Here is a 17,516-nt window from a genome sequence, read left to right as displayed (position 1 = left end):
TAAATAACAAACACGGAGAACCCATGTCGCAAATGAACATGGCACAGCCAGCTGCTGAGCAAGCATTACATTCTTTAACGCTAAACACATGGTTTGATTACAAAGAAGGGAGTTTTACTCCTGCTCAAACAATACCAGATAAAACCGTTGGGTTATTTAGTATTGCGTTTGCGGGCGATTTCGAACTAAAGCATGTAACGAGCATTATCGACTTTCTAAAAACGCACGCGCTTAAAGTAACCGCTGTATGTCAATATCAGCCCGACTTAGGGTTAGCCCCAGCTCTGTGTTTTTATAGCCCAGAGGCGGAGCAAAAAATTAACCCGCTTGCGCTAAGAGAGTTTGCAAACACGCTTGATTTTCAGCTAGTGCAAGTTACAACGCCACCCAACCTATATGAGCCAGGGCTGCTGGTTATGGATATGGACTCTACCGCCATCACCATAGAGTGTATTGATGAAATTGCACGTTTAGCAGATGTATATGACGATGTGGCTTCTGTGACCGCGCTTGCAATGGCGGGCAAACTAGATTTTAGCGAAAGTTTAAATCAGCGTGTAGCAAAGTTAGCCGGCATAGAGCAAAGCTTAATTGAAGATTTAAAAAACACCTTACCATTAATGCCAGGTATTAAAGCGTTATGCCAAATATTAAAGCAGCATAATTGGTATCTTGCTATAGCATCAGGCGGGTTTGTGCCCTTTGCCGAGCGTGTGCAGCAGCTGATTAATTTAGATGAAGTACATGCTAATGTGCTTGAATTTGCAAACAATAAACTCACAGGAAAAGTCTCTGGTGCCATTGTTGATGCGCAGCAAAAAGCGGTTGTTTTAGAAACACTGCAGCAAAAGCTGGGCTTAGCAAATACGCAAACGGTAGCCATTGGCGATGGCGCAAACGATTTGCTCATGATGGAAAAAGCAGGATTAGGCGTTGCCGTACATGGTAAACCAAAAGTGGTGGAGCAAGCGCAAGCGGCTATATGTCAGGGCTCGTTACTGCAATTGCTGTATATGTTGGCTATTCCCTTAAATAAGTAACCTGAGAATATCCACAAAATAAGTTATACCAATCGGGTTAAGTTATTAGATATTTATAGCGACAGATAAATAGCGTGATAACAAGGCATTAATTCGACATGTAGTTGTTCTATTTGAGAAGTTTATAACGCCGCTAACGCTTTATTTAGCACGCTATAAACTTTTAAGTCGATTGGTATTAAGCCGCTTAGCGCAAGCGGTTTAACCATAACAGCTTTCTGCGGCCCATTTGAGCGACCTGCTTTTGATCTAACTCTAAATGGCTAAGCGCTTCGTCGGTTATATCTACAATATCACCCACCCCAGATACTGCCCACAGCGCTTCTTCTATGTCTTTTGCTTTGTGCATTGCATATTGGCTTACATATTTAAGTTCGTTTGATAGGTAGTCTGTATCCGGGCGACCCGTTCGCGATAAGTACAAGCGCATAACAAATACCAGCTCAGATTTAACGCCTGCGCTAATTTGCTCACTAAAGCTTGAATAGTTTTCGCCTAGTACGCATTGGCTCGTCACAGCTTTTTCAATGTTATCTTGTTTAGGGTCAAAATTAATTGCGAGTGTAAACGGCAAAGGCGGGTCTTGTCGGCTACGATCTTTAATGCTTGGAGTGATCACATCAATAATTTGTTGCTGCGTTAAAATATGGCTTAGGTCAGTTTTATTATTTAATAAGCCAAAATTTTGTAAAATCACGTGAATTGGGCTGGCATATAAACCAAAACCTATGGCTCCTGGAATAAAGTGGTTTGCTTCTTTATGTAAATAAAGCGGGAATTGGCACACACTTTTGGTCACCATATTTCTCAGTGCGGTAGAAAGGCCTTCTATTTTAGGGGCTTCTTCAGACACTTTTAATTTATCTTTATTACTTTGAATTAATTGGGTAAAAAAGTTAACCCCTGCATGTGGTAAGTCAGCAACTCTGTTGGCTTTTAAATTAATGGTCGTTAACGACTTACTAATTGCCATCACTTCGTATTTAAGCTCACTTAAATTATGCTTTTTAGTTATTTTTTGTAAATCGGGGAAAGACAGTAAAACAATATCGCCTTTTTTAAAGCTAACCGGCGAGGCTGACTCTAATTGCAAACCCATAACCGAAAAATCCCGAGTATGAGCCTGATACTGCTTATCCTCAAACGAAAGCTCGGCAGGTGTTTTATATAAGTATCGTTTGTGAGAGCGTAAGTTTACATACTCTAGTGGCACAATATCTAAATAAGGAGGCTTATTATGCTTAGCGTGGCCAAAATGTTTAAGCTGGTTAACTAACGCCTTATCGTAGGGCTGCTTCTTATAATGCGCTTGTTCTTCACTGTTGCCAATGGCGGTTAAAACCGCAATATATTTTACATCTTTTATAAGGCCAGCCACTCTTGGAGAAGGTGGCTTATTAAGCTTTTCTATGTTTTTACCCGCCGAATTAGGCAACGATAATGGAATAAACGAATCATCAGGGTGGCTTGGCATAACTTGTAACTTAAAGCATTGCCAGCTGTCTTTTTGGCTACCAAACCCTAAAAACAGGTTTCTTAATTTAGGGTTGTTATTAAGCTCTGTACGCGTGGCTGAGTAGTAATAAATTTTTCCTGCAGAAACATGAGTAAACGTATATAAGTAATCTTCTTTTACTGCGTTTACTTGGGTAAGCATTTGGCTAATACGTTGATTATTTAAAATGCTATATAAGCAGGGCACTTTTCGTTCATCAGTAAAATAGCGCTGAATAAAAATATTATTTTCAGTGGTTAGGCTTAAACTAGGAACAATTTTTTCGCCTTTTTTACTTAAAAATACGTATAAAGAGGTAACGCGCGGAATATAATATTGCTCATAACCCTTTGAAACAACAGCATCTAGGGTGTTATCTAAGTTCACTTTATAGCGGCGTTTATTACCGTTTATAAAGCTATCTAAAAAATTATCGAATGCTTCATTTTTTTCTATAAAAGTACGCTTTAAACGAATGTGGTTATATTCACGAGATATGTTTTCAACTGCAACTACTTCATATTGAATGCCATTTTTAAGGCCTAGCTCAAAATCTTGCTCAAGCCCTACTAGCCGCATGGCAATTAGCTGCCCTTTTTTTATAATTTGGCGGGTAGGAAGCTTAATTTTACACCCACTCAAAGAGATATCTGAGGTACTCGCGGCAATGTTTTTCTTATCGTTGTACTCAATTTTAACTTTAATCGAGTAGTTCATTCGCTCCTCAGAGCGGCTTTCATAAGAGGCAAATTTTATTACGCTGGTAGTCAGAGTGTCGTTTTCAACTTGTGTATCACTTTGCTCTTGTGCCTGTTTTTGTAGTACGCGATGGTTGTTTTCGGTATTCATTACCGCTTCGTATACCGCTAAAGTATAGCCGCCGTGTTGTTTTAAGGCTGCCTCAAATACTTCTATGGCGGTGTCATCCATAAAGTGTTGTTTACCATTGTGCTCATACGGGCGAACTTGGCCTGTTACTAAGCCTCGCAGGTCAACAAAACGGGCAACTGGCTGAGATAGGCGCGACATTTCCATTTTCATTAAAAACTGCTCAGGCTTTGTTAAATCTGCCGTTTTAGATTTGAAAATTAGGTCGAACTTTGCGTTACCTAAATAGGTTTTTAGCTCATTTACGAGGTCTTCGTGTTTGAGCAGTATGTCTTCAGCCATTTATAAATCGTCACCGTCTAATTGAAAAGTAGGTATACTGTAAAGTCCATTTATTTGAAAAATTCAATAAACGTAACATCGTGCTATGTTATTAATATAGGTACGATTTTTCGTGTAAGTACAGTTTAACTCTTGTTATTATGTGTTAAATGCCAATTTGTTGGCAAGTTACTTTAAAGTATTTAAAAGCAATAAGTATGCCCTAACTTAAAGTAAAAGAGAAAATTACATGTGTTTGTTTCTAATATAGATCCTTGATTGGCTTTAGCAATGTAGCGCTGCTATGTCGTTCTCCCCATGATAAAATAAACAACTAAATGTATGCATTTTAAATTAAAGAATAGTAGGTAAGGTTATAAATGGCTAAGGCGGCAAAAGTAGAATTTGTTTGTACAGAGTGTGGTATGAACTACCAACGTTGGCAAGGTCAGTGTCGCTGTGGTGCGTGGAACACGTTGGCAGAATTTAAACCCTCTGCAGGGCAAAGTAAAAAAGCCGCTGCGCGAGCAACCGTTGGTGGTTATGCAGGTGGTATTGGTGGTGGCTCTAAAAAAATTGATGATGTAGCCACCACCGAGGCCGAAAAGCAGCTAACAGAAATAGGCGAGCTTGACCGTGTACTAAGCGGCGGTGTAACCACGGGCTCGGTTAATATTATATCGGGCGACCCAGGGGCAGGTAAAACAACGCTGTTATCTGATTTAGTAGCCAGAATGTCGCAGCGTATGCCATCACTTTACTGCACTGCTGAGGAGTCGTTGTCGCAGTTTAAAAACCGTGTAAACCGCTTAAAGCTTAACTATAACGCCGATGAGCTTTATTTACTTTCTGAAACTAGCGTAGAAACCATTATTGAAGAGCTTGATAAAAATAAAATTAAGTTTGCTGTTATCGACTCTATTCAAGCTGTTGTAACCGACACTGCAAATGGCAGCCCTGGTTCGCCTTCGCAAGTAAAAAGTGCCGCGCAAGCGCTTACTCAGTATTGTAAGCAAAACGATGTCACTATGTTTATTATTGCCCATGTTAATAAAAACAACGAAATTGCAGGGCCGCAAACATTAGTGCATATAGTGGATGCCTTATTGCATATTGACACGAATGATGGACAAGTACGTACGCTTAGAGCTAATAAAAACCGTTTTGGTGATATTGATACCGTAGGCATTTTTAAAATGTGCGAACGCGGCATGCTAAGTGTTGATAACCCCAGCGAGATTTTTTTATCGGGATCAAGTACTGAATCACCAGGCTCTACTATTACGTGTATCCGAAAAGGTAACCGTAATTTATTGCTCGAAATTCAATGTTTAACCACCGAAACCGAAGCCGAATTTCCGCAGCGTGTGTGCGTGGGTTTAAACATGAACCGAATAAAAATGCTCACTGGTATTTTACGCAAACACACCAAAACTAAAATATTTCACGATACGTTTTTTAATATTGTGGGCGGCTTACGAATCGATGAAACCGAAACCTGTATTGATTTAGCGTTAGTAACCGCGCTTTTAAGCAGCTTAAACGAGTTTGTTGTACCGCGTACAACCTGCATTATGGGTGAGCTTAGTTTAAACGGCGATGTGCGCCCAATCGACAGCGGTGTACCACGGGTTAAAGAAGCGGCTCAGCATGGGTTTACTGAAATATTTATTCCGTTTCGTAATTACCATAAATCGATGGAAGGACTAGGGGCTAAAATTACGCCAGTAAAAACCGTGCACGAGTTACTGAGTTTAATTAATTAACGCTTACAGCGGCTGCTGTGCAATGTTACTCTTGAGCAAACACAATTTATATACAGATCAGAATAAGGAAATAGCATGAAAAAACTCGTAATAGCCATAGCCATTGTTGCAGCTGGCGTAGGCGGTGTTAGCTACGCAAACTATGTAGCAACTCAAGAAGTACGTACCGAAGTAGACAAGCAGCTTGCTTTAGTGAGCGATCAAACCGGTGCAACATTTAAATACGCGGGTTTATCGGCAAGTGTTATTTCTCAAAGTGTTGAAATTACTAACATGGAAGTAATTAGCCCTGAAGGTGATAACGTAGCGCATATTCAAAGTATTGAAGTAACCGGTTATGAAACCGATAAAATATCGCCACATACATCGTTTACAGTAAAAAGCTTTCAGTTCGATAAAGACTTTGTAGCAAAACTACCTGCTGATACAAACGAAATGCTTGCCTCTGCAAGTTACGACTTAAGCTCATCGCTCGATTACGATGAACAATCTGGCGACAGTGACGTAGTTTTAAAACTAGATGCAAAAGATATTGCTAGTTTTAATATGGATGTAGGCCTTGCCAATTCTAAAGCATTAATGGACGCATCCCTTGCGATAAGCAAAGCACAGCAAGAAGCAGGTGACACGCCGCTTACGTACGAGCAAGAGTTACAACAGCAGACCTTAGTTATGCAAGCTATGAGTAAGCTTGAGCCACGAAATATTAATTTAGTACTTAACAACCAAGGGAAATTAAAAGAGCTATTTGTGAGCGAGCTTGAAAAACAAGGTATGACGCTTGAGCAAATGCAAATGACGCTACAGCAACAGTTACAGCAAGCTCCCGTAACTGAAGAAATTGCACAGGCGCTGACTGATTTTGCCAAAGGTTTAAACTCATTAAGCATATCGGCAAAATTGCCTGAAGGTAAAACCATGATGGAAGTAAACCAGCAAATAATGATGCTAGCTGGCCAGCCAGAAGAGCTAGTTAAATTTGTTAATTTAGAAGTTAAAGGCGAGTAATTGCGAACAGCTCTTAGTAGCCAGTTTAATACAAAAAAGCCGTACTTGATTAATCAAGTACGGCTTTTATTATTTTAGCTGATAGCTTAGTGAAGAATACGCGCTCTAATTGTACCTTCTACTGCGCTTAGCTCTTTAAGTGCAACTTCTGACTGATCGGTATCTACGTCAATAACTACATAACCAATTGATTCATCAGTTTGTAAGTATTGAGCGGCAATGTTAATACCGTGCTGGGCAAACGCTTGGTTAATTTGCGTAAGTACGCCAGGGCGGTTGTGGTGTACGTGCAATAAGCGGCTACGGTTAGCAAGCTCTGGTAGCGAAACCTCAGGGAAGTTAACCGCTGTAATAGTTGAACCATTATCTGAGTATTTAGCTAATTTACCAGCGACTTCAATACCAATGTTTTCTTGCGCTTCTTGGGTTGAACCACCAATGTGCGGCGTTAAAATAACGTTGTCGAATTCACGCAGTGGCGATACAAATTCTTCTTCGTTAGATTTTGGCTCAACAGGGAATACATCAATAGCTGCGCCGCTTAGCTTTTTCTCGCTAAGTGCTTCGGCAAGTGCATCAATATCCACTACAGTACCGCGTGAAGCGTTAATTAGTATTGATCCTTGCTTCATTACGGCAAGTTCTGCTGTGCCAATTAGGTTTTTAGTTTGCGGTGTTTCTGGTACGTGTAAACTAATAATATCAGCGCGCTGTAAAAGCTGTGTTAGGTTATGAATTTGTGTTGCATTACCTAAAGAGAGCTTATCTTCAATGTCGTAATACTCTACGTTCATACCTATGTTTTCAGCCATAATACCAAGCTGTGTACCTATGTGGCCGTAACCAATAATCCCGAGCGTTTTACCACGCGCTTCAAACGAGCCGGTTGCTGTTTTTAACCAGCCGCCACGGTGCGCTGCTGCATTACGCTCTGGAATACCACGTAATAGTAATAGTATTTCGCCAAGTACAAGTTCAGCCACTGAACGAGTGTTTGAAAACGGTGCATTAAATACCGCAATACCGCGCTCGCGAGCTGAGTTTAAGTCAACTTGGTTAGTACCAATACAAAAACAACCAATGGCTACTAGCTTTTCAGCTGAGTCTAAAACTGCTTGGTTAATATGAGTACGAGAACGAAGCCCTACAAAGTGTACATCTTTAATACGCTCTTTAAGTTCGTCCTCAGGTAGCGATGTTTTTACGTAGTCGATGTTGCTGTAACCATTACGTTTAAGCGTTTCTACTGCGCTTTGGTGAACACCTTCAAGCAAGAGAATTTTAATTTTGTCTTTTGCTAACGATACCTTACTCATAACCTCATCCTATTTAATTTGTGGCCCATTTTTAGTGCCGATAATCACTTTATCAGCGCCGCGCATCGCAAATAGGCCGTTGGTAACTACGCCAACAATTGAATTAATTTGTGTTTCAAGTTGTTTGGCATTACTAATACTTAAATTGTGTACATCTAAAATAACGTTACCGTTATCGGTTACTACGCCTTGGCGGTACACAGGGTCGCCACCAAGTTTTAATAATTCACGCGCTACGTAGCTGCGTGCCATGGGTATAACTTCTACCGGAAGCGGAAAATCGCCCAATGTATCTACTAATTTTGTGTCATCAACAATACAAACAAATTGTTTTGCAACGGCTGCGACTATTTTTTCGCGGGTAAGTGCTGCGCCGCCGCCTTTGATCATTTCGTTTTGGGCATTAATCTCATCTGCGCCGTCTACGTATACATCAAGAGCATCTACATCGTTTAGCTCAAACACTTCAATACCTAACGCGTGTAAACGCGCTGTTGAAGCCTCAGAGCTAGATACCGCACCCGTCATGGTGTCTTTTACTGTGCCTAGGGCATCAATAAAATGATTTACGGTAGAGCCTGTCCCCACACCAACAATGGTGTTTTCTTTTACAAACTCGAGTGCAGCCCACGCAGCTGCTTTTTTTAATTCGTCTTGCGTCATTGTTATGCTCATATTTCAAATGTGTAGTGGGTGTTTATTACCAGTGATAAATTTTATCGGGAGTAATAATGGTTTTAAGTGGAACATCCCACGATTCAATTGGCAGTGCATCTACTTTTTGGCAGCTGTGTGCTAAGCCTATAAGTTGCGGTTTTTGCCAATTGTAAGCGTGTAATTGCGCCAGTGTTTTATCGTAAAATCCACCCCCCATTCCTAATCTGTTACCTTGATTATCAAATGCTACAAGTGGCATCAGTAAGTAATCTAAATCAGTTAATGGGCATATTTGAGAGCAGTTCAGCTTAGGCTCCAAGATACCATAGCGATTTGCCCTCATGGGTGAGTTTTTTTCATAGCGTTGAAACAGCAAAGTAGCCCCATTAAATGGGTGTATAACGGGTAAGTAAAGGGTATGGTCTCGTTGCCATAACTCATTAATTAACAATGATGTATCTAATTCTCCATCGTTGCTAAAGTAAATGGCTATATGTTTTTTTGAGGCTGTTTTATCGCTGTTTAGCTGTTGAGTAAAATTCAACTTTAGCTGTGCAGCGGCTTTTTCTTGCTGCTTTTTTGATAGATTATTGCGTAATTGGCGAATAGATTGGCGTATGTGTGTACGTTTATTGCTCATTGTAATTACGCACCTTTGATTAAATAGACACTAAATCAGGAAAAGCTAAGTAAACAGCAAGCACAATAAGTAGTAAAACGGCGGTGGCAATCAGTGAATATAGCAAAGTATTGCTACGCGTTTTAACAGGTTCATCGAGCTGCTCGTCAAGCATTAGATCATCTTCTTGCCACTCATCGCTTTCGTCTGTAGGGCTTTTTAGCTCATTGGTTGGAAGCCTTTGTTCTAGCTCTTCTAGTTTTTCTTCTAGGCGGATCAGGCTGCTCGTTATGTAATCAAGGGCATCAAAAATCCGTTCATCACGCTGACTAGCTGCGCTAGGGCTTTGAGTGGGTAGCTCACCTGTGGCTTGTAACTTACTTTTAATGCCTAGGCTTGCCAGTAATTTGGCCTGCTTTAAGGCTTTGTCTTTATTGCTAGGTGCAAAGAGTGCTTTGCCATTAAAAAACTGAGTTACTTTATCTTCAGACGTTTTTAGTTTACTTGCTAAATTAACGCAGGCCGTTTTAGCCTCAGTGCCCTCGGCGAGCCCTACAAACATAACGCGAAAATTATTGGCCATTTACTTATCCCTTAAGCTTTTATTATGCAAAGAGTATATACCTAAAACCGTACGAAATTCGAGGGCTAGCTAATACCAATTTAATTCAAAACACGATTAGTTTAGCGTATTAAAGAGCGCACTGACTGCGTTAAAATTATTTATATAAAATAACTGTACGCCGTAAATTCCTTTGTTATTGCACTATTTTTTGGGTGCTACGATAAACAACTAAATTAATGCAATTGATATAAAGCGCATAATTAGCCTTTGCTTTAGATATAAAAACGGCCCTTAAAAGGGCCGTTTATTATTTAATGCATTTTGGCTTATAGGCCAGCAGCTGCGCGAAGTGCGTCTGCTTTATCTGTACGTTCCCATGGGAATTCGTCACGACCAAAGTGACCGTATGCCGCTGTTGGTTGGTAAATTGGGCGCTCTAAATCAAGCATTTGAATTAAGCCGTAAGGGCGTAGGTCAAAGTGCTCACGAATAAGCTCAATTAAACGACCTTCTTCAAGCTTGCTTGTACCAAAGGTTTCAACGCTGATAGAGGTAGGCTCGGCTACACCAATTGCGTAAGATACTTGTAATTCACATTTATCAGCAAGGCCAGCCGCAACTACGTTTTTAGCAACGTAACGTGCAGCGTATGCAGCTGAGCGGTCAACTTTTGATGGATCTTTACCTGAGAAAGCACCACCACCGTGACGTGCCATACCACCGTATGTATCTACGATGATTTTACGACCTGTTAAACCACAGTCGCCCATAGGTCCGCCAATTACAAAGCGACCCGTTGGGTTAATGAAAAATTTAGTCGCGCTAGTAATAAGCTCTGCAGGAAGTACCGGCTTAATGATGGTTTCCATCACGGCTTCTACTAAGTCATTTTGCGAAATTTCTTCAGCGTGCTGAGTAGAAAGCACAACTGCATCAATACCTACTGGCTTGCCGTTTTCGTATGCAAAAGTTACTTGAGATTTTGCATCTGGGCGTAACCAGTTAAGCTCGCCGCTTTTACGTACTTGCGCTTGGCGCTGTACTAAACGGTGTGAGTAAGTAATTGGCGCAGGCATCAGTACTTCTGTTTCGTTACATGCATAACCAAACATTAAGCCTTGGTCGCCAGCACCTTGTTCTTCTGGGCTAGTACGGTCAACACCTTGGTTAATATCAGGAGACTGCTTACCAATTGTGTTTAAAATTGCACACGAGTCTGCATCGAAACCCATGTCTGAATGCGTGTAGCCAATTTCACGTACTGTTTTACGTGTAATTTCTTCAATATCAACCCATGCGCTAGTGGTAATTTCACCACCAACCATAACCATACCGGTTTTTACGTAAGTTTCGCACGCAACACGGGCATGAGAGTCTTGCTCTAGGATAGCATCAAGTACCGCATCAGAGATTTGATCGGCGATTTTATCCGGATGACCTTCAGAAACAGATTCAGAAGTAAATAAATGTTTTGCCATTGTATTTCTGCTCACAAATATTGCGCTTCACAAACGTCGGTATTAGCGCTAAAAAATTAAGGGGCGTATTTTATCTAAAACAAAACACCTTGCATAGTGTTTTTACGCCTAGACGTCTAAATAAAATGAGTAATAACTTTTTGGTCTTAAAAAATATTCATAATAGCCCATTTTTATGGGGTTTTTAATTGCACACTGCACCCACATTAAGTAAGAATGGTTGCTATAACAGCTCTTAAGTTACTTAAGGGTATTAACGAACACATAAGTACCCGCGCAAATACACATAAAGGTAGGAGAATTCATGCCATCTCGCAAAGAACTTGCAAATGCTATTCGCGTCTTGTCAATGGACGCAGTACAAAAGGCCAAATCTGGCCACCCTGGAGCCCCTATGGGCATGGCCGATATCGCAGAAGTATTATGGCGCGATTATCTAAAGCATAATCCAACTAATCCAGAGTGGGCTGACCGTGACAGATTTATTCTTTCAAATGGCCACGGTTCAATGCTTATCTATTCTCTATTGCACCTAACTGGTTACGACTTACCACTTGATGAAATTAAAAACTTCCGTCAAATGCATTCTAAAACGCCAGGCCACCCTGAGTACGGTTATGCACCGGGAATTGAAACTACTACGGGTCCACTAGGTCAGGGGATCACAAACGCGGTAGGTATGGCGATTGCTGAAAAAGCGCTTGCTGCACAATTTAACCGTGAAGGCCACGACATTGTTGATCACTACACGTATGCATTTATGGGTGATGGTTGTTTAATGGAAGGTATTTCTCATGAAGCATGTTCACTTGCTGGCACATTAGGCCTTGGCAAGTTAGTGGCTTTTTGGGATGACAACGGTATTTCAATCGATGGTGAAGTTGAAGGTTGGTTTAGCGACGATACACCAGCACGCTTTAAAGCGTACGGCTGGCATGTAATAAGTGACGTTGATGGCCACGACAGCGATGCTGTTAGTGCTGCAATAGCAGAGGCTCAAAGTGTTACCGACAAACCATCACTAATTTGTTGTAAAACAGTGATTGGTTACGGTTCACCTAATAAATCTGGTAGCCACGATTGTCACGGCGCGCCATTAGGTGATGACGAAATTACAGCGTCTCGCGAATTTTTAGGCTGGTCTGGCGGTGCATTTGAAATCCCTGATGATATTTACGCACAGTGGGATAGCAAAGAAAAAGGTCAACAGCTTGAATCTAGCTGGGACGAAAAATTTGCAGCATACGCAAAGGCATTCCCAGAGCTTGCAGCTGAATATAAGCGCCGTATTAATAACGAACTTCCAGGCGATTGGGCTGAAAAATCTCAAGCGTACATAGAGCAACTACAAGCAAACCCTGCAAACCCTGCATCTCGTAAAGCGTCACAAAATGCATTAAATGCATTTGGTCCGTTATTACCAGAATTCATGGGTGGCTCAGCCGATTTAGCTGGATCAAACTTAACAATTTGGGATGGCTCTAAAGGGCTAACTGCAGACGATGCAAGCGGTAACTACGTTTACTACGGTGTACGTGAGTTTGGTATGTCGGCAATTATGAATGGTATTGCCCTTCATAAAGGCTTTATTCCTTACGGTGCAACGTTCTTAATGTTTGTTGAATACGCAAAAAATGCGGTACGTATGGCTGCGCTAATGAAGCAACCAAGCATTTTTGTATACACGCACGATTCAATCGGCCTAGGTGAAGACGGTCCAACTCACCAACCGGTAGAGCAAATTGCTAGCATGCGTTTAACGCCAAACTTATACAACTGGCGCCCGTGTGACCAAGTTGAGTCGGCAATTGCATGGCAACAAGCTATTGAGCGTAAAGACGGTCCTACATCACTTATCTTTACTCGCCAAGGCCTTGAGCAACAAGCGCGTGACGCTCAGCAATTAGCAGATGTTAAAAAGGGTGGTTACATCCTTAGCTGTGACGGCGAGCCAGAGCTAATTATTATTGCTACAGGTTCTGAGGTGCAGCTAGCACAAGACTCTGCAACAGAGCTACGCAGCCAAGGTAAAAAGGTACGTGTTGTATCTATGCCATGTACTGATGTATTTGAAGAGCAAAGCGCACAGTACAAAGAAAGCGTACTACCGGCAGCCGTTACACGCCGCGTAGCAGTAGAAGCTGGTATTGCTGATTACTGGTACAAGTACGTTGGCCTAAACGGTGCAGTAGTAGGTATGACTACCTTTGGTGAGTCGGCACCTGCTGGTGAGCTGTTTGAGTACTTTGGCTTTACAGTAGAGAACATTGTAAATAAAGCAAACGCGTTGTTTTAACCGTTAACTTTAATATTTAAAAGCCCGCCCTGTCTAAAACAGGGCGGGCTTTTTTGTTTGCTAACTGAGTTATAAAGTGGCGTAGTAGCCTTAAGATACTTGAATCACACTGCTTGTAATACGTAGTACTTTTTTAGCTTAAAGCCTTTTGAGCTTTAATTTCAGATGAGTAATTTTCACAGCGCTTTTCTTGCAAGGCTATGACCTATCAGGCAAGGTGGTGGCCGATTAAATAAAATAATACAACAGGAGTGAGGATGTCTCAGTTTGAAAATGTAAGCGTAATTAAAAAAGCGAACGTGTATTTTGACGGTAAAGTATCAAGCCGTACCGTGGTATTTAACGATGGCACAACCAAAACGCTAGGTTTTATGCAACCAGGCGAATTTGTATTTGATACAAGCAAAAAAGAACTCATGGAGCTGTTAGGCGGCCAATGGGACATTTTATTACCGGGCGAAACGCAGTGGAAAACATTTATCGCGGGCGAATCATTTAACGTTGATGCCAATGTGAGCTTTAAAGTAAAAGTGAGTGATTTTGCTGACTATTGCTGTTCGTACACAGACTAAACGCTAAAGGCTAGACGTCTGAAAGCCCATATTTTATGGGCTTTGCATAAACCTTGCACAACTTATAATTTAAATCAGTTTAAGTAACAAATTAATTTCAAAAATCAGTGCTTTTTCCTTGTGTTAATCTAAATAGCCCCCAATACTATTTATGAGGTAACAAATAAAAGGATACCCTATGAAAATTAATCTTTCTGGTCACCATGTAGACGTTACTAACTCTATTAGAGAGCATATCAACGAAAAGTTTTCAAAAATCGAGAGCCACTTTCCATCACTTATCGCACTCGACATTATATTGTCTAAAGAGCATCACAAAATCCAAGCAGAAATTAGCACAAATTACGAAGGTGCGCGTATATCGGTAAAAGGGGAAAACGAAGTTATGTACCCGGCGATTGCAAGCGCAGCTAAAAAACTCGATGCAGCACTAAAACATCGAAAAGGGCAAATAAAAGCAAATTTACACGAAAAGCCTGTAAGCACAACGCCAGAAATAGCGCACGAAATCATCCAAGAGATGGAACTAAAATAAGATTTAGTCCCAAAGTACTATAAAAAAGAGCCTTACGGCTCTTTTTTATTGCCTTTAATTTAGGTAAGTTATGCAGCCTTCGGTGTTATTAATTATGAAAATTAATAACCAGAGCGAATGACACACATAATTTGAGAAATTAATGCAGCAAACACACACCTCTTGGAAATCTCGATTGGGCGCACTAGGCCCTGGTATCTTAATGGCAACCGCAGCAATTGGCGGCTCTCACTTAGTTGCATCTACTCAAGCTGGCGCGCTATTTGGCTGGCAACTGTTTTGGCTAATTCTCGTTGTTAACGTATTAAAGTACCCATTTTTTCGCTTTGGTATGGAATACACCTTAGCAACCAAAAACAGTTTGGTAGAAGGCTATAAAAATAAAGGGCCTGTCTATTTTTATAGTTTTATTGGCTTAAATATACTGGCCGCCATAGTTAATACCGCAGGGGTGTTATTACTGACTGCAAGCTTGCTGCATTATGCACTGCCAATAGTGATAGAAGTCACGCTACTGTGTTGGATATTACTCGGTGTGAGTTTAGCTATTTTATTACTTGGGCACTTTAAAGCGCTCGACAGCGTTGCTAAAGGCATTATGGGGCTATTAACGCTTGCTACTGTTATTGCGCTGCTTATCGCGTTTAGTAACGGCCCAATGGCACCAGCTGATTATGTTGGCCCGTCTCCGTACGAGCTGGCTATGCTGAGTTTTATGGTCGCGTTAATGGGCTGGATGCCAGCACCCATAGAAATATCAGCGCTTAGTTCGCTTTGGCTTAAAGAAAAACAAACTCAGCAAACGGTTACTAAAAGCCAAGGCTTATTCGATTTTAACGTAGGCTATTGGCTAACAGCCTGTTTAGCATTGGTATTTTTTAGCTTAGGTGTGCTGGTGCAATACGGGCAAAGCAGCAGTATTGAGCTTGGCGGTGTTGCCTTTGCTAAACAGCTTATTGATATGTATGCACTGACTATTGGCGAGTGGGCAAGGCCGCTTGTATCAGCCATTGCTTTTTTATGTATGTTTGGCACTACACTCACCGTGCTTGATGGCTACGCCCGTACACTTAACGAGTCACATAAACTACTTGGCTTTAAGCAATCTAAATACAGTTTAAATATTTGGTTAGTACTGCAGGCATTTGCCGGTATGGCAGTGATTTTATTTTTTAAATCGGCCCTTGGCCCCATGCTTACCTTTGCCATGACACTTGCTTTTGTCACCACCCCCGTTTTTGCATGGCTTAACTTTAGTTTAGTGCGCTCAGAGCCGGCCATTAAACACAGCGTACTATTGCGCAGCTTAACATGGTTAGGCTTAGTGTACTTGGTTGGTTTTGCTGTTGCGTTTGTGGTGTGGAAGCTAGCAGCCTAAATATAGCTATTTGCTTTAGGGCTTTAATTAAAGCCCTAAGCATTAAATTCAAGGATTAAATGGGGTGTAAATGGATATTAGAACAGACGCGCTTTCAAACCCACACATTATAAAGTTACTACAAGCGCATCATAACGATATGCTAAAACACTCACCTGTTGAAAGCGTACATGCGCTGGATGTAACTAAACTCACAAAGCCTGATATAACTTTTTATAGCTTATGGATTGATAATAATTTAGCGGGTGTTGGTGCTTTAAAAGCACTAAATACAACGCATGGCGAAATTAAATCAATGCGCACCTCAAGCAACTATTTACGCCAAGGCATAGCCGCTAAGTTACTCACGCATATTATTGAGCAAGCAACACTGCTAGGGTATAAAAAGTTAAGTTTAGAAACAGGCACTGCAAAGGCGTTTTTACCCGCGCAAAAGCTTTACACTCAGTTTGGTTTTAAAAAATGCGAACCATTTGGGAATTATGAGCAAGATCCGTATAGCTTGTTTATGAGTAAAGTGCTTTAAAGTGAGTAGGGGATATTATGGTTTATAACGTTGAACTGAAAGCTCCAGCACAGGATGAATTTGCTAATTTACGTACACAAGTAAAGTGGCAAAACCCTGACGATAAAACATTAAAAGCAAGCATCGAAAACTCATTGTTTTGGGTCACTGTATACGACACGGGTAAGTTGATAGGCACTGGCAGAGTGGTTGGTGATGGCGCAATGTATTTTTATATTCAAGATATAATTGTTGCGCCAAGCTATCAAAAACAAGGCATTGGTCATTTAGTAATGACCCACATTGAAAACTACCTAAGCAGCACCAGCCCTAATGGCGCTACAATCGCTTTATTAAGTGCTCACGGTAAAGAAAGATTTTATACACAATATGGTTATGTAAAACGCGATGGCGATAGTTTAGGGTTTGGAATGTGTAAGTTTATTAACAAGTAATAATAAATATTGCTGAATTTTTTATATTTTCCATTAACTCTGTAAGTCGGGTTGTTTCTAGTTAATTCATCATTTTTGTCGGATGGCGTGGCTTCGCCACTTATCCGACCTACGTCAAAGGTAGGTTGGTTAAGCCAAAGGCGTCACCCAACAACGCTATAGGTTCACGCCTGAAGCCCCGCCGCTAGCGCTGAGCTGAGGTAAATTAATTTCTAACTCAGCTCTTTTATCGCGTTACTTATTCCATCTAAACTCAGCGGGTACATTCTGTTGTCCATCAGCTGCTTTATAAAATCAATTGATTGATAGTACGGCCAGTGTTCAACCGGTTGTGGGTTGAGCCAGGCTACTTTATCGAAGTGATTGGTAATTCGTTGTAACCATGCACTGCCGGGCTCTTCATTGTAGTGCTCTACCGAGCCGCCGGGGTAGGCTATTTCGTATGGGCCCATAGTAGCATCGTCCACAAAAATTACTTTGTAGTCGCTGGTAAATTTATTAATCAGCGTCATGGTGTCGGTGAATTTGAGTGGCGCCGCGCATTGTCTTGCCATACGTGCTCGTATAAACAGTTATGAAAATAGTAAAAATTTAAATTCTTATCTTTCTAATAGCTGATTTTAATCTTTCTATTTATTAGTCTAAATTAAACATGAATCCATGGTTAGTGTTAGATTTAAAA

General features: G+C 41.0%; 15 protein-coding genes and 1 pseudogene. 9 read left to right on the top strand and 7 right to left on the bottom strand.

What is annotated here, in order from left to right; genetic code table 11:
- The first annotated feature begins 23 nt into the window (after window positions 1-23).
- On the top strand, window positions 24-1,040 hold the full coding sequence (gene serB / locus OIZ54_RS06570; RefSeq protein WP_264390015.1) for a phosphoserine phosphatase SerB: 1,017 nt from the start codon (window positions 24-26) through the stop codon (window positions 1,038-1,040).
- Window positions 1,041-1,227: 187 nt separating this feature from the next.
- Here the strand turns inward: serB and OIZ54_RS06565 are convergent, their stop codons facing one another.
- Window positions 1,228-3,705 (bottom strand): PilZ domain-containing protein, encoded by a 2,478-nt coding sequence (locus tag OIZ54_RS06565; protein WP_264390014.1) that lies wholly within the window; start codon window positions 3,703-3,705, stop codon window positions 1,228-1,230.
- Window positions 3,706-4,064: 359 nt separating this feature from the next.
- Between OIZ54_RS06565 and radA the strand changes: the two genes are divergently transcribed.
- Together radA and OIZ54_RS06555 are read left to right on the top strand one after the other, a co-directional pair.
- Window positions 4,065-5,450 (top strand): DNA repair protein RadA, encoded by a 1,386-nt coding sequence (radA, locus tag OIZ54_RS06560; RefSeq protein WP_004586161.1) that lies wholly within the window; start codon window positions 4,065-4,067, stop codon window positions 5,448-5,450.
- 75 nt (window positions 5,451-5,525) lie between these two features.
- Window positions 5,526-6,458 (top strand): hypothetical protein, encoded by a 933-nt coding sequence (locus OIZ54_RS06555; protein ID WP_029774278.1) that lies wholly within the window; start codon window positions 5,526-5,528, stop codon window positions 6,456-6,458.
- 86 nt (window positions 6,459-6,544) lie between these two features.
- Here the strand turns inward: OIZ54_RS06555 and serA are convergent, their stop codons facing one another.
- From serA to metK, 5 genes are all read right to left on the bottom strand, one after another.
- Window positions 6,545-7,774 carry a phosphoglycerate dehydrogenase gene (gene serA, locus OIZ54_RS06550; RefSeq protein ID WP_004586164.1) on the bottom strand — a complete coding sequence of 410 codons (1,230 nt, stop codon included), beginning with the start codon at window positions 7,772-7,774 and terminating at the stop codon, window positions 6,545-6,547.
- 9 nt (window positions 7,775-7,783) lie between these two features.
- A complete protein-coding gene (gene rpiA, locus OIZ54_RS06545) occupies window positions 7,784-8,437 on the bottom strand; it encodes a ribose-5-phosphate isomerase RpiA (RefSeq protein WP_264390013.1) in 654 nt (217 codons plus the stop codon).
- A gap of 37 nt (window positions 8,438-8,474) precedes the next feature.
- A complete protein-coding gene (locus tag OIZ54_RS06540; protein ID WP_264390012.1) occupies window positions 8,475-9,071 on the bottom strand; it encodes a 5-formyltetrahydrofolate cyclo-ligase in 597 nt (198 codons plus the stop codon).
- Between the two features lie 19 nt (window positions 9,072-9,090).
- Entirely contained in the window at window positions 9,091-9,633 is a 543-nt protein-coding gene (locus OIZ54_RS06535; RefSeq protein WP_029774274.1) for a hypothetical protein, read from the bottom strand.
- A gap of 308 nt (window positions 9,634-9,941) precedes the next feature.
- A complete protein-coding gene (gene metK, locus OIZ54_RS06530; protein WP_004586168.1) occupies window positions 9,942-11,093 on the bottom strand; it encodes a methionine adenosyltransferase in 1,152 nt (383 codons plus the stop codon).
- A gap of 304 nt (window positions 11,094-11,397) precedes the next feature.
- Here metK and tkt point away from each other — a divergent pair, with 304 nt between their 5' ends.
- From tkt to OIZ54_RS06500, 6 genes are all read left to right on the top strand, one after another.
- Window positions 11,398-13,389 (top strand): transketolase, encoded by a 1,992-nt coding sequence (tkt, locus tag OIZ54_RS06525; RefSeq protein ID WP_264390011.1) that lies wholly within the window; start codon window positions 11,398-11,400, stop codon window positions 13,387-13,389.
- Between the two features lie 257 nt (window positions 13,390-13,646).
- Window positions 13,647-13,961 (top strand): pyrimidine/purine nucleoside phosphorylase, encoded by a 315-nt coding sequence (locus OIZ54_RS06520; RefSeq protein ID WP_024033130.1) that lies wholly within the window; start codon window positions 13,647-13,649, stop codon window positions 13,959-13,961.
- 178 nt (window positions 13,962-14,139) lie between these two features.
- The gene (gene hpf, locus OIZ54_RS06515) at window positions 14,140-14,496 is read left to right on the top strand and encodes a ribosome hibernation-promoting factor, HPF/YfiA family (RefSeq protein ID WP_024033129.1); all 357 of its coding nucleotides are present in this window, start codon (window positions 14,140-14,142) and stop codon (window positions 14,494-14,496) included.
- Between the two features lie 142 nt (window positions 14,497-14,638).
- On the top strand, window positions 14,639-15,874 hold the full coding sequence (locus OIZ54_RS06510) for an NRAMP family divalent metal transporter (RefSeq protein ID WP_138579953.1): 1,236 nt from the start codon (window positions 14,639-14,641) through the stop codon (window positions 15,872-15,874).
- A 70-nt stretch (window positions 15,875-15,944) separates the two neighbouring features.
- Window positions 15,945-16,400, top strand: a complete 456-nt coding sequence (locus tag OIZ54_RS06505) for a GNAT family N-acetyltransferase (RefSeq protein ID WP_138578998.1) — start codon at window positions 15,945-15,947, stop codon at window positions 16,398-16,400.
- Window positions 16,401-16,417: 17 nt separating this feature from the next.
- Window positions 16,418-16,834, top strand: a complete 417-nt coding sequence (locus OIZ54_RS06500; RefSeq protein WP_096739189.1) for a GNAT family N-acetyltransferase — start codon at window positions 16,418-16,420, stop codon at window positions 16,832-16,834.
- 212 nt (window positions 16,835-17,046) lie between these two features.
- Here OIZ54_RS06500 and OIZ54_RS06495 read toward each other — a convergent pair.
- Window positions 17,047-17,435: pseudogene (locus OIZ54_RS06495) on the bottom strand (hypothetical protein); the annotation flags it as partial.
- Between the last annotated feature and the right edge of the window lie 81 nt (window positions 17,436-17,516).

Source organism: Pseudoalteromonas sp. A3, assembly GCF_025942345.1.
Taxonomy (GTDB): Bacteria; Pseudomonadota; Gammaproteobacteria; order Enterobacterales; family Alteromonadaceae; genus Pseudoalteromonas; species Pseudoalteromonas atlantica.
The sequence above is the reverse complement of the archived record's forward strand: the minus strand, read 5'-3'. Positions and strand labels throughout refer to the sequence as shown.